The 13,267-nt window shown below is 70.4% G+C and carries 11 protein-coding genes; 9 read left to right on the top strand and 2 right to left on the bottom strand.

Annotation, left to right across the window (positions count from 1 at the left end; all coding sequences use genetic code 11):
• The first annotated feature begins 19 nt into the window (after positions 1-19).
• The 4 genes from FHX82_RS37990 (at position 20) to FHX82_RS16550 (ending at position 6,461) form a co-directional block, all read left to right on the top strand.
• Positions 20-3,325, top strand: coding sequence for a DNA gyrase subunit A (locus FHX82_RS37990; protein WP_145932640.1), 3,306 nt, complete (start codon positions 20-22; stop codon positions 3,323-3,325).
• Between the two features lie 268 nt (positions 3,326-3,593).
• Positions 3,594-5,153, top strand: a complete 1,560-nt coding sequence (locus FHX82_RS16560) for an ATP-binding SpoIIE family protein phosphatase (RefSeq protein WP_229881364.1) — start codon at positions 3,594-3,596, stop codon at positions 5,151-5,153.
• On the top strand, positions 5,150-5,482 hold the full coding sequence (locus FHX82_RS16555; protein ID WP_145932642.1) for an STAS domain-containing protein: 333 nt from the start codon (positions 5,150-5,152) through the stop codon (positions 5,480-5,482). Before FHX82_RS16560 ends, FHX82_RS16555 begins: the two co-directional genes overlap by 4 nt.
• A 28-nt stretch (positions 5,483-5,510) precedes the next feature.
• Positions 5,511-6,461: a TIGR03557 family F420-dependent LLM class oxidoreductase gene (locus FHX82_RS16550; protein WP_145932643.1), complete on the top strand. Its 951-nt coding sequence runs from the start codon at positions 5,511-5,513 to the stop codon at positions 6,459-6,461.
• A 4-nt stretch (positions 6,462-6,465) separates the two neighbouring features.
• Here the strand turns inward: FHX82_RS16550 and FHX82_RS16545 are convergent, their stop codons facing one another.
• Complete coding sequence (locus tag FHX82_RS16545) at positions 6,466-8,190, bottom strand: IlvD/Edd family dehydratase (protein ID WP_145932644.1); 1,725 nt, start codon at positions 8,188-8,190, stop codon at positions 6,466-6,468.
• A 121-nt stretch (positions 8,191-8,311) separates the two neighbouring features.
• On the opposite strand from FHX82_RS16545, the gene FHX82_RS16540 reads away from it, so the two are divergent.
• Together FHX82_RS16540 and FHX82_RS16535 are read left to right on the top strand one after the other, a co-directional pair.
• Positions 8,312-9,733: a DHA2 family efflux MFS transporter permease subunit gene (locus FHX82_RS16540; protein ID WP_145932645.1), complete on the top strand. Its 1,422-nt coding sequence runs from the start codon at positions 8,312-8,314 to the stop codon at positions 9,731-9,733.
• Positions 9,730-10,230, top strand: a complete 501-nt coding sequence (locus FHX82_RS16535; RefSeq protein WP_229881363.1) for a MarR family winged helix-turn-helix transcriptional regulator — start codon at positions 9,730-9,732, stop codon at positions 10,228-10,230. Before FHX82_RS16540 ends, FHX82_RS16535 begins: the two co-directional genes overlap by 4 nt.
• Here FHX82_RS16535 and FHX82_RS16530 read toward each other — a convergent pair.
• Positions 10,158-10,862 (bottom strand): class I SAM-dependent methyltransferase, encoded by a 705-nt coding sequence (locus FHX82_RS16530; RefSeq protein WP_145932646.1) that lies wholly within the window; start codon positions 10,860-10,862, stop codon positions 10,158-10,160. The two genes, FHX82_RS16535 and FHX82_RS16530, sit on opposite strands and share 73 nt — an antisense overlap.
• A 44-nt stretch (positions 10,863-10,906) precedes the next feature.
• On the opposite strand from FHX82_RS16530, the gene FHX82_RS16525 reads away from it, so the two are divergent.
• From FHX82_RS16525 to FHX82_RS16515, 3 genes are all read left to right on the top strand, one after another.
• The gene (locus FHX82_RS16525; RefSeq protein WP_145932647.1) at positions 10,907-11,575 is read left to right on the top strand and encodes a hypothetical protein; all 669 of its coding nucleotides are present in this window, start codon (positions 10,907-10,909) and stop codon (positions 11,573-11,575) included.
• A gap of 274 nt (positions 11,576-11,849) precedes the next feature.
• Positions 11,850-12,296, top strand: coding sequence for a carboxymuconolactone decarboxylase family protein (locus tag FHX82_RS16520; protein WP_145932648.1), 447 nt, complete (start codon positions 11,850-11,852; stop codon positions 12,294-12,296).
• Complete coding sequence (locus FHX82_RS16515; protein WP_145932649.1) at positions 12,293-13,195, top strand: NAD(P)-dependent oxidoreductase; 903 nt, start codon at positions 12,293-12,295, stop codon at positions 13,193-13,195. The genes FHX82_RS16520 and FHX82_RS16515 overlap by 4 nt, the downstream gene beginning before the upstream one ends.
• The last annotated feature ends 72 nt before the right edge of the window (positions 13,196-13,267 follow it).

Here is a 13,267-nt window from a genome sequence, read left to right as displayed (position 1 = left end):
CACCAGGAGAAGCTGAGCCATGGCACGGCGCAAAACCCCCACCACCAGGGTCGACCCGGCGGCCTTCGACCAGGCCGGCGCGCAGGTCTTCGAGAACCCGGTCAAGACGGAGATCGAGGACTCGTACCTGGAGTACGCGTACTCGGTCATCCACTCCCGCGCGCTGCCCGACGCGCGGGACGGCCTGAAGCCGGTGCACCGCCGGATCCTGTTCGCGATGAACGAGGCGGGCTACCGGCCGAACCACGCGTACGTCAAGTCGTCCCGCGTCGTCGGTGACGTGATGGGCCGCTACCACCCGCACGGCGACACGGCGATCTACGACGCGATGGTCCGCCTGGCGCAGGACTTCTCGATGAACGCGCCGCTGATCGACGGGCACGGCAACTTCGGCAGCCCGGACGACGGCCCGGCGGCCTCGCGGTACTGCGTCGTCGGGGACACCCGGATCCGCCTCGCGGACGGGTCGAGCCCTCGCATCGCCGACGTGGTGAGCCTGCCCGCCGACAGCGAGGCCGACGCCGACTTCGAGGTCCTGGACAAGGACGGCAAGGCGGTCCGGGTCTCGAAGGTCTTCAACTCGGGCGTCCACCCGACGATCCGCATCGCCACCGAGTCGGGCTTTTCGTTGCGGGGCAGCGAGAACCACCTGGTCCTGTGCCTGGAAGCGCCGATGGGTGTGCCGCTGTTCCAGTGGCGGCGGCTCGACGAGCTGCGGCCCGGCGCGGTCGTCGCCATCGCGCGCAACGCCTGGCAGCAGGTGACTCCGACGGCTCGCGAGGCGGAGCTCGGGGCCCGCGCCGCCGCGGAAGCACACGGGTCGGTGCCGGAAGAGGTCTGGACCGGTGGCTGGGGCGTCAAGCGGGCGTTCGTGACGGCCCTGTCTGGAGGCGGCGCCACGATCTCCTGCGACAGCGAGCGCCTGGCCGCCGAGGTGCAGGAGCTGCTCGCCGAGCTGGGCGTCGTCGCGCGGCGTTCCGGTCGCCGTCTGGAAGTTTCCCAGGACCTCGGCGAGCAGGTCCCGTTCGTCGCGGAGTACCTCGGCTTCGAGCCGGGGGACCGGCAGGAGCTCCTCGACCGCGTCGAGGACACCGAGGTGCTGGCCACGGTCCTGCCGGTACTGGACTCCGGCTACCGGTTCGAGGAGATCACCGAGGTCGCCGTGGCCGAGCCGGCGGAGGTCTACTCGGTCCGGGTGGACTCCGAGGACCACTCGTTCCTCGCCGGTGGCTTCGTCAACCACAACACCGAGGCCCGTATGTCGCCCGAGGCGATGCTCCTCGTCGGTGAGCTGGGGGAGGAGACGGTCGACTTCCGGCCGAACTACGACGGCTCGCTGTCCGAGCCGACGGTGCTGCCGGCGGCCTACCCGAACCTGCTGGTCAACGGCACGTCGGGCATCGCGGTCGGCATGGCCACCAACATGATCCCGCACAACATGGGCGAGATCATCGCCGCCGCGCGGTGGCTCATCAACCACCCCAACGCGTCGCTCGACAAGCTCATGGAGTTCGTGCCCGGCCCGGACCTGCCCACCGGCGGGCTGCTGCTCGGGCTCGACGAGGTCCGCAAGGCGTACGAGACCGGCCGCGGCGTGGTGCGCATGCGCGCGAAGGTCGAGACCGGGCCGCTGGAGGGCAGCCGCGGGCGGCAGGCCATCACCGTCACCGAGCTGCCGTACGGCGTCGGGCCGGAGAAGGTGATCGAGAAGATCACCGACGAGGTCAACAAGTCCAAGCGGCTCACCGGCATCGCGGACGTGAAGGACCTGACCGACCGCGAGAACGGCACCCGGCTGGTCATCGAGTGCAAGGTGGGCGTCAACCCGCAGCCGCTGCTGGCCGACCTCTACCGGCTCACGCCGCTGGAGCAGTCGTTCGGCATCAACAACCTCGTGCTCGTCGACGGGCAGCCGCAGACGCTGGGGCTCAAGCAGCTGCTGGACGTGTTCCTGCAGCACCGCTACGACGTGGTCACCCGGCGCACCCGTTACCGCCGCCGTAAGCGCGAGGAACGACTGCACCTGGTCGAGGGCCTGCTGATCGCGCTGCTGGACATCGACAAGGTGATCCGGCTGATCCGCAACAGCGAGAACGCCGCCGAGGCCAAGGACGGCCTGATGAAGCGGTTCAAGCTCTCGGAGATCCAGGCGACGTACATCCTGGACACGCCGCTGCGGCGGCTCACCAAGTACGACAAGCTGGAACTGGAGGACGAGCAGGAGCGGCTGCGCGCGGAGATCGCGGAGCTCACCACGATCCTGGAGGACGAGCGCGAGCTGAAGAAGGTCGTCTCCAACGAGCTGGCCAAGATCGCCAAGGACTTCCGCACCGAGCGGCGCACCGCGCTGATCGACGGTGACCTCAAGGAGGTGCTCGCGGCGTCCCAGCCCGCGGGCCCGCGCGAGGTCGCGGACGACCCGTGCCAGGTGATCCTCTCCGCGACGGGCCTGGTCGCCCGCACCGCGGCGGAGTCCGAGGAGGCGCAGGAAGGCCGCCGCCGCAACGGGCGCGTGAAGCACGACGCGGTGGCGGCGCTGGTGCACTCGACGGCGCGGGGCCAGGTTCTGCTGGTCACCAGCCGGGGCCGCGCGTTCAAGACGGACGTGCTGCCGCTGCCGGTGCTGCCCGAAGGCGCGGGCACGGTGTCGTTGCGCGGCGGGATGGCCGCGCGGGAGCTGGTGCCGCTGGAGAAGGGCGAGCGGGTCATCGGCCTCGCGCCGCTCGGCGAGCAGGCCGCGGAGTCGCCGGGGCTCGCGCTCGGCACGCGGCACGGGATCGTCAAGGTGTGCGCGCCGGAGTGGCCCGTGCGGGCCGACGAGTTCGAGGTCATCTCCCTCAAGGACGGCGACGAGGTGGTCGGCGCCAGCTGGCTGACCAACCGGAACGAGACGCTCGCCTTCGTCGCGTCGGACGCGTCGCTGCTGCGGTTGTCGGTGTCGCTGGTGCGGCCGCAGGGCCTCAAGAGCGGTGGCATGGCGGGCATCAAGCTCGCCGACGACGCCCACGTGGTGTTCTTCGGCGCGGTGCGGACGGACGATCCGGAACGCGGCGTGCCGCTGGTGGTCACGGCGACCGGGCAGACGGTGAAGGTCACGCCGTTCACCGAGTACCCGGCCAAGGGCCGCGCGACGGGCGGGGTGCGTGCCCACCGGTTCCTCAAGGGCGAGGAGGAGCTGACCCTGGCGTGGGTCGGGCCGCGTCCCGCCGGTGTCTCCCGCAACGGAGACCCGGTGGAGCTGCCAGAACCGGTCGACCGCCGCGACGGCTCCGGCGCGGCGCACCCGGGCCCCGATCACGTGGGGCATCTGATCGAGCGCGGCTGAGGTGATGCCGGGGCCGGCCGGTGTCCGGCCCCGGCTGTACCGGACGCGAGGTGTTCCGCTCAGCGGCCCCCATCGCCGCCTCTACCTCCGGTTTCGCCGCTTTTGGTCACCGCAGTGGTACCCACCGTGACGAACCCGAGGCTCGGTGGCGGGCGGAACGAGCGGGGGTTACCGTGTCCGGAGTAAGTACCGTCGTTTTCTTCTCCCGAGGGCTGGTTAACTACCGATCATGGCAGCAGCGGCGAGCGCGGAAGACAGGCTCCGCCGGATGGGATCGGTCAGCGACCGCGCGCTCGCGCACATGGACAGCGACGACATCCTCACGGAGCTGCTCGAACGCATCTGCCAGGGGCTCAGCGCCGACACTGTCGCCGTCCTGCTCCTCGAACCCGGTGGCACCGAGCTGATAGCCACCGCCACGAAGGGCATCGAGACCGAGGTGCGCCAGGGCGTGCGGGTGCCGCTGGGCCAGGGCTTCGCCGGGAAGGTCGCCGCCGAGAAGCACCCGGTCATGCTCGACCGGGTCGACAGCACCACGGTCGTGAACCAGTTGCTGTGGGAGCGGGGCATCCAGACCCTCCTCGGCGTGCCGCTGCTGATCGGCGGACAGGTGATCGGCGTGCTGCACGTCGGTAGCCTCACGTCGCGCCGCTTCACCGACGACGACGTCGAGTTCCTGCAGGCGGCCGCCGACCGGGTGGCGCTGACCGTCGACGCGCAGCAGGCCCAGTCCGCGCGGGCCGCCGCGGCCAAGCTGCAGCGCAGCCTGCTGCCCGCCCAGCTGCCGCACGTGCTCTCGCTCGACTTCGCGGCCCGGTACGTGCCCGGCGGCCGCTCGATCGTCGCCGGCGACTGGTACGACGTGTTCACCCTGCCGAACGGCTGGATGGGCATCGTGATCGGCGACGTCGTCGGGCACGACCTGCCCGCCGCGGTGGTCATGGGCCGGCTGCGCAGCGCGTTGCGCGCCTACTCGCTGGAGACCACCGACCCGGCCGACGTGCTCACCCGCCTCGACCGCAAGGCGCAGCACTTCGAGCCCGGCATGATGGCGACCGTCCTCTACGGCACCCTCGAACCCAACTTCGACAAGCTGTACCTGTCGTCGGCGGGGCACCTCGCCCCGGTGCTGGCCCGCCCCGGCGCGCCCGCCGAGTTCGCGAAGCTGCCCACCGACCCACCGATCGGCGCCGTGCGGGAGGCCCGCAGGCAGACCACGGTGGTCGACCTGCCGCCGGGCACCATCACCTGCTTCTACACCGACGGCCTGGTGGAACGCCGGCACGCGCCGCTGGACCAGGGGCTGGAGGCGTTGCGCGCGGCGGTCGACATCGAGCCGTCCGACAAGGTGTGCGCGCACGTGATGGCGAAGCTCATCGGCGAGTACGTGCCGGAGGACGACGTCGCGCTGCTGGCGTTCCGGCGGCAGGGGCCGGACGAGGTCGGCCCGCTCGAAGTGACCGTGCCCGCGATCCCCGAGTCGCTCAAGGACATCCGCGCGGCGATGCGGCGCTGGCTGTCGGCGGTCGGCGTCGCCGGAGACGTCACCGGTGACCTGCTGCTCGCGGTCGGCGAGGCGTGCACGAACTCCGTGGAGCACGCGTACGGCCCCGCCGGGGGAGATGTCCACCTGCGGATCGAACTGCGTGACGACGAACTGGTCGTCACCGTGCGGGACGACGGCCGGTGGCGCGCCGCGCGGGGCAAGAACCGCGGACGAGGACTGACGCTGATGCAGAAGTGCGGCGACGACGTCCAGGTGAACAGGACCGAAGAAGGGACGACAGTCATGATCCGGCGACGTCTCGAGCCGGAGGCGAAGGCATGACTGCGGCTGAGATCACCAAGGAAGTCGACGGGGACGCGGTCCTCGTGCGGATAGTGGGCGAGATCGACCTCGCGAACGCGAGCGAGGTGCAGCAGCAGATCAACGACGCGGTCACCAACGACGTCACGACGGTCGTGCTCGACCTGGCGAAGCTGGAGTACCTCGACAGCGCCGGGCTGCGCATCCTGTTCACCCTCGCCGAACGGCTGCGGGTGCTGCAGATGAAGCTGGACCTGGTGGTGCCGCCGAGCTCCCCGGTGCGGCGCGTCGTGGAGATGTCCGGGCTGGAGCCCGTGGCGCGGGTCCTCACGGAGCGCGCGCGCGGTTGAGCGCGGTGGTGCGGGGTAGTCGCACCACATGGTGAGCATCGGCTATTTCCTTTCGTGCGAGGAGTTCGGTCCGCAGGAGCTCGTCGAGCAGGCGAAGCAGGCGGAGCAGGCCGGGTTCGAACGGCTGTGGATCTCCGACCACTTCCACCCGTGGCTGGACGAGCAGGGGCAGAGCCCGTTCGTGTGGTCGGTCATCGGTGCGCTGTCGCAGGTGACCTCGCTGCCGATCACCACGGCGGTGACGTGCCCGACGATCCGCATCCACCCGGCGATCGTCGCCCAGGCCGCGGCGACTGCGGCGGTGCAATGCCGCGGCGGGTTCACGCTTGGCGTGGGCAGTGGCGAGGCGCTGAACGAGCACGTGCTCGGCGACCACTGGCCGCCGCCGGACGAGCGGCTGGAGATGCTCGACGAGGCCATCGACGTGATCCGCGAGCTGCACACCGGCAAGCTCGTCAACCACCGCGGGAAGCACTACACGGTGGAGCAGGCACGGATCTACACGCTGCCCGAGGAGCCGGTGCCGATCTACGTGTCGGCGTTCGGCCCGAAGGCGATCAGCCACGCGGCGAAGACCGCGGACGGGCTGTGCACGGTGATGCCGGACGCGGAGCTCGTGAAGCGCTACCGCGACGAGGGCGGCCGGGGCCCGATCCAGGGCGGGTTCAAGGCGTGCTGGGCCGAGTCGGAGGAGCAGGGCCGCAAGACCGCGCACCGCAAGTGGCCGAACGACCTGCTGCCCGGCAACCTCCCGCGGAACCTGCCGATCCCGAGCGAGTTCGCCGCCGCCTCGACGCTGGTGACCGAGGAGGCGGTGGGGGAGTCGATCCCGTGTGGCCCGGACCCGGACAAGTACGTGCAGCAGGTGCGCAAGTTCGCCGACGCCGGGTTCGACGAGGTGTACGTCCAGCAGATCGGTTCGGACCACGACAAGTTCTTCGAGGCGTGGTCCAGCAAGGTCCTGCCCGAGTTCAGGTGAGCAGTCAGTGCGAGTCCCGGGGCACGGTGTGGCCCCGGCGGCCGCGGAGGAAGTCGAAGTCGGCTCCCGTGTCGGCCTGCCCGACGTGCTGCGTGTACAGCCAGGCGTATCCGCTCGTGATGGTGGACTCCGGCGGCTGCCACGCGGCGCGGCGGGCGGCGAGCTCCTCGTCGTCCACGTGCAGGGTCAGCGACCGGTTCGGCACGTCGAGCGTGATCCGGTCGCCGCTGCGCACGAGCGCGAGCGGGCCGCCCACGGCGGACTCCGGCGCGACGTGCAGCACGACCGTGCCGTACCCGGTGCCCGACATGCGCCCGTCGCAGATCCGCACCATGTCGGTGATCCCCGCCTTGAGCAGCTTCGCGGGCAGCGCCACGTTGGACACCTCAGGCATCCCCGGATAGCCCTTCGGCCCCGCCCCGCGGATCACCAGGATCGTGTCGGGGGTGACGTCGAGGTCGGGGTCGTCCGCGACGGCGTGGTAGTCCTCCACCGTGTCGAACGCGAGCGCCGGGCCGGTGTGGGTCAGCAGCTCCGGGGACGCGGCCGACTGCTTGAGCACCGCCCCGTTCGGCGCCAGGTTTCCGCGCAGCACAGCGGTTCCGGTGCCCGCGGGCTGGAACGGCTCGGCCACGCTGGTGATCACCTCGGGCCCGTAGTTCTCCGCCCCGCTCACCGTGTCCGCGACGCTCTTGCCCGTCACGGTCACGCACTCGCCGTGCAGCAGCCCGTGCTCCAGCAGCTCGCGCATCACCACCGGCAGGCCACCGGCGTAGCAGAAGTCCTCCATCAGGAACTTCCCGGACGGCATGAGGTTCACCAGCGTCGGTACCGCGCGGGCCAGCACGTCGAAGTCGTCGAGCGCGAGCGGCACCTCCGCGCGGCCGGCGATCGCCATCAGGTGCACCAGCGCGTTCGTCGACCCGCCGATGGCCGCGTTGACGCGGATCGCGTTCTCGAACGCCTGCCGGGTCAGGATCTGCGAGGGGCGCAGGTCCTCCTCGACCATTCCCACGATCCGCTGCCCCGCGGCCTGCCCGATCTCGAACCGGCGCGCGTCCACCGCGGGCCAGGCCGCCGAACCGGGCAGCTGCATGCCGAGCGCCTCGGCCAGGCACGCCATCGTGGAGGCGGTGCCCATGGTCATGCAGTGCCCGTTGGAGCGGGCCATGCAGCCCTCGGCGAAGAAGCACTCCTCCTGCGTCATCCGCCCGGCCTTGAGCTCCTCCTCGAACTTCCAGACATGCGTGCCGGACCCGACGTCCGTGCCCCGGTACTTGCCGTTGAGCATCGGCCCGCCGGTGACCATCACGGCGGGCAGGTCGACGCTCGCCGCGGCCATCAGCATCGCCGGGGTCGTCTTGTCGCAGCCCGAAAGCAGCACGACGCCGTCCAGCGGGTTGGCGCGGATGAGCTCCTCGACCTCCATCGCCATGAGGTTGCGGTAGAGCATCGCGGTGGGCCGCATGAGCGTCTCGCCGGTGGCCATCGTCGGGAACTCCAGCGGGAACCCGCCCGCCTGCCACACCCCGCGCTTGACCGCCTCGGCCACCCGGTGCAGGTGCGCGTTGCAGGGAGCCAGTTCCGACGCGCTCGTCGCGATGCCGATCACCGGCCGTCCGTCGAACACCTCCGGCCCGAAGCCCTGGTTGCGCATCCACGACCGGTAGATCATCCCGGCCCGGCCGGACGCCCCGAACCACGCCGCACTCCGCCGCTCACCCGTCACGACCAGTTCCTCTCCATCGAAGGCACCGACCACAAACGTTAAATCATTAGATGAATCCCGTCCAGAGCCAAAAGTTGTAGAGTGTTAACTGTTATAGATCTACAACTATCCTGGAGTGCTCTTGCCGGAGCTGACCTACCGCCGCCGCTGGCTCGTGCTGGCCATCTGCTGCCTGAGCCTGTTCGTCGTCTCGATGGACAACACGATCGTCAACCTCGCGCTGCCGTCGATCCAGCACGACTTCGCCACCGGCGTCTCGAGCCTGCAGTGGACCGTGGACGCGTACTCGCTCGTGCTCGCGAGCCTGCTGATGCTGTCCGGGTCGACCGCGGACCGGCTGGGCAGGCGCCGCACGTTCCAGACCGGGCTGGCGGTGTTCACGATCGGCTCGCTGCTGTGCAGCCTGGCGCCGAACGTCGGGCTGCTCGTCGTGTTCCGGATGGTGCAGGCCGTCGGCGGCTCGATGCTCAACCCGGTCGCGATGTCGATCGTCACCAACACCTTCACCGACCCGCGGGAGCGGGCGCGCGCGATCGGCGTCTGGGGCGGGGTGTTCGGGATCAGCATGGCGCTCGGGCCGGTGGTCGGCGGGGCGCTGGTGGACGCGGTCGGCTGGCGGTCGATCTTCTGGATCAACGTGCCGATCGGCGTCGTCGCGTTCGTGCTCGCCGCGCTGTTCGTGCCGGAGTCGCGCGCCGCGCGGGCCCGTCGCGTGGACCCGGTGGGGCAGCTGCTGGTGTTCGTGATCCTGGGCAGCCTGACCTACGGCATCATCGAGGCGCCGCACGCGGGCTGGGGTTCGGCGCAGACGATCGGCTGTTTCGTGCTCGCCGCGGCCGCCGTGCTGTGCCTGGTGCCGTACGAGAAGCGGCGCGCGGAACCGTTGATCGACCCGCGGTTCTTCACCAGCGCGCCGTTCTCCGGTGCGACGGTCATCGCGATCTCCGGCTTCGCGTGCATGGGCGGTTTTCTGTTCCTCAACGCGATCTACTTGCAGACTGTCCGCGGGTACTCTCCTCTGCACGCCGGATTGTTGACATTGCCCACCGCGGCGATGATCCTCGTGCTGGCCCCGGTGTCGGGCCGGATCGTGGGCAGCCGGGGCGCGCGGGTGCCGCTCGTGGCCGGCGGGGCGGGGATCTTCGTGTCGGGGCTGCTGCTCACCACGCTCACCGCGCATTCGCCGCTGCTCCTGCTGGTCGTGACGTACCTGGTGTTCGGGATCGGTTTCGGTATGGTCAATCCGCCCATCACGAACGCGGCGGTGTCGGGGATGCCGCGGGAGCAGGCGGGTGTCGCGGCGGCGGTCGCCTCGACGAGCCGGGTCGTCGGCGGTGCGCTGGGTGTCGCGGTGCTCGGCGCGGTGGTGACGTCGCGCGTGCGGGGGCCGATCGAGGCCGGGTTCGCGGCGGCGAGCGCACCGGCCTGGTGGATCATGGTCGGTTGCGGCGTCGTGGTGCTCGTGCTCGGTTTCGTCACCACGGGCACGTGGGCGCGCCGCACGGCGCAGCACTTCGTCGAGGAGGAGAGGGTCGCCGCGTGAGCGAGCTTGCGAGCGAACCATCGGGCACCACGCTGGCCGGGCGGGTGTGGGAGCGGATGCGGGAGCTGGTGGTCGACCGGTACGACCGCCGCAAGCAGGTCGTCGACGAGCTGGGGCTGAGCTTCGTCAAGGCCAAGGCCCTGCGGCGGCTCGCGGTGCGCCCGATGACGCTCGGGGAGCTGGCCGAGGAGCTGCTGATCGACCGGCCGTACGCCACGGTGCTGGTGGACGATCTGGAGCAGCGCGGGCTGGTGGAGCGCAGGGTGCGCCCGGAGGACCGGCGCTCGAAGCTCGTCGAGCCCACCCCGGCGGGGCACGCCGCGGCGGCCACGGCGTCGAGGATCCTGTCGGCGCCGCCGGCGGCGCTGCTGTCCCTGCCGCCGGAGGATCTCCTTGCCCTGGACGGAATTCTCGACCGGCTGCGTCAGCGGGAGGCGACGAACACGAACTCGCGGCCGGGCCGGTCGGGCGCGTCGCGGACGTCGTCGACCCCGTAGCCCGCGGCGAGGAGGTCGGCTTCGATCTCGTCCCGGGTGCGGAAGCGGAGCGTGGAGTCGGACGTGAGGGTTTCGCCGTCGGGGAAGACGTACGTCCAGCGGAACGTCACCAGCGGCAGGCTCACGTCGAGTAGCTCGACCCAGCTCTCCACGTCGCCGGTGACGTGGTGCGAAGCGGCGCGGTTCCAGCCCTCCCAGGCGCGGTAGGCGGGGTCGCGGCTCTCGAAGACCAGGTGGCCGCCAGGCCGCAACGCGTCGTGTACCCCGCGGAGCGTGCCCCGCCACGCCTCGGGCTCGACGATGGCCTGAGCGACGTTCGCGGTCATGGTCGCGAGATCGGCCCGCATCGGGGGCAGGGTGGTGGCGTCCCCGTGAATCCAGCGCACTTCCTCCGCACCAGGCTTGGCACGAGCAACGTCGAGCGACGCGGCGGCGGGTTCGACACCGGTGACGTCGAACCCGCGAGAGGCCAGCAGCAACGCGAAGGTCCCGGTCCCGCAACCGATGTCGAGGACGTGCTGCGCGCCGAGGTCCTCAGCCAAGGCCAGGTAGGGGCCGAGATCGTCGCGGTCGCCTTCGAGCAGGTCGTAGATCCCCGCGAGGCGGGGGTTGGCGAAGAGGTCGTCGGGCACGCCGCTGACGGTAACGGCAGCCCGCGCCCTGGCACAGTGAATTCATGACGGAACTGACGGCGGAGCTGGTCGTGGACGGGAAGACACCGCGCGAGGTGCGGCTCTCGCCACCTGCCCACTTCGGCGACCGGCACGTCGCGGAGGTGGTGCCGCGGCCCGTGCTCACCTGGACCGAGGACACGCTCGATCCCGGCGTGCAGGAGCCCGAGCTGCCCCTGCTGGACCCGGACGGCACCGTGCGCAACCTCGGCCCGGCGGTACGGGTCACCTGGCGGCAGACCGGCACCGGCTGGCGGCTGGTCTACCTGGCGAAGACCCCGCCGACGAGGGCGGGTCTGGCACAGTTGCCGGTTGTTTGCTGGGTTGCTGCCGTGTGTCGCGGTTTTCGATTGCTCTCGGAGATCAGAGGGCGTACCGGTGTGGGGTCGCGTGGCGTGATGTTCCGGCGGTGTTCGGTGCAGCGAGCACCATCACCCGCTCCACGGGGGGCTGGGGCGGATTACCCGCATCTGCGCAGCGAGCCGCCTGATTACGCGCTCGGGCGGCTCGCGGTGGCTGGAGCACGGAAGCGCGGCCCACGTGCGGGCCCAAAAGGGCGGCCGGAGCCCGATCGATCGCGGCAAACCCCGTCGGAAATCCACCACCGGCCCGCCAATCACGACCGGCATTTCCGCGGGCAACAACGAAGGAATCCAACCTCGTCTGTCGTGTGAAGGCATCGAATCCAAGGAACGTCCCGGCCGCTACCGATGGATCATCGATCGATGCCTGGCTGACCGGCTACCGCCACCTCGCCCTGCGCCACGAACGCCGGGCCGACACGACTCCAAGACGCCAGATGCTCGTCCCTCAGACAAATGGGTTCTCGTGCATTCCGACCCGGCGCGTGGGATCGAGCTGTCGATCCGGTTCTTGCCTCCGTGCGCCAGGCGGGTTGATCAGCCTATATTACTGTATTACAGTACTGCCTTGACGAAGGGAGTCATCATGGCGGCTGTGCGGGATCCGCAGCGCTACATCGACGACATGGCCCGCGAGCGGGGCTACGTCCTCGACTACCACAAGGTGATGGCCAAGCAGGATTTCGGCGTGCTGGAGGCGGCCAACGGTCTCGTCGGCGCGGCGTACCTCGACCAGCGGGCGCTCGACCGCAGGACGAAGGAGCTCATCTTCATCGTCAGCCTCACCGTGATGCGCGCTTCGAAGGGGCACATCCAGAGCCACATCAAGGTCGCGCTCGATCTCGGCCTCACCCCGCGGGAGATCCTCGAGGCGATCGAGATCAGCCTGCCCGAGGCCGGCATCGTGGCCTTCCAGGCCGGCTTCGATGCCTGGTGCGAGGTCGTGGGCGCAGACGGCCTGGAGCCGACCGTGGAGGTTTTCCACGCGGGTTCGGGCACCGCCACGCGTGACGGGAAGGCAGGACGGTCATGACTGACGCTGTCACCTTCATCGGCTTGGGCACCATGGGGCAGCCCATGGTTCGCAATCTCGCGCGATCCCTACCGGTAGCGGCCTTCGACGCCAACCCCGACGCGGCCGACGCCGCCGCCGGCAACCCCGGTGTCAGGGCGTTGACCCGTCTCGACGACGGCGCCGGCGCCGACGTAGTGATCCTCATGCTGCCCAGCAGCTCGGTCGTCGAGCAGGTGCTCGGCGATCCGGCAGACCCCGGGAGCTTCGCCGGCCGCTTGCGTCCGGGCGCGCTCGTCGTCGACATGGGCTCGTCGGTGCCCAGGACGACCCAGGAGCTGGCGAAGCGGCTCCGGGAGCGCGGCGTGGCGATGGTCGACGCGCCGGTCTCCGGTGGCCCGCGCAAGGCCGCGACCGCCGAACTGACGATCATGGCCGGCGGCGAGGCCGGGGACTACGAGCGGGCGCTTCCCTTGCTGCGCGCGATGGGCAGCTCGGTGACGCACGTCGGCCCCGCGGGCTCGGCGCACGCGCTGAAGGCGCTCAACAACCTGCTGTCCGCCATCGGCCTGGTCGGCGCGCTCGAGGTGCTCGTCGTGGGAACCAAGTTCGGTCTGGATCCCCGGACCATGCTCGACGTCATCAACTCCTCCACCGGCCGCAACCAGTCGACCGAGGTCAAGATCGGGCCGGAGGTGCTGGACGGGCGGTTTCAGGTCGGGTTCTCGCTTCCGTTGACCGTCAAGGACATCACCACCGCACTGGATTTGGCGACCTCACTGGGGTTGTCGCCCGAGGTGTCGCGAGCCTGTGTCCGGTTTTGCCAGGCCGCGCTCGCCGGCCTCGGCGAAGCGAACCCGGATCAGTCCGAGATCGCGCGTTACCTCGCGAAGGTGACCGGGGTCAACCTGACCCGGTGACGGCGCACGCCCTGTCGCCGCCCCGCGATGCCGGTATTACAGTGATAGCGTACTGGCGACGGAAGGAGGCCG

The organism is Amycolatopsis bartoniae, from assembly GCF_014191255.1.
GTDB lineage: Bacteria > Actinomycetota > Actinomycetes > Mycobacteriales > Pseudonocardiaceae > Amycolatopsis_E > Amycolatopsis_E bartoniae.
This window is presented reverse-complemented; position numbering and strand designations above follow the sequence as displayed.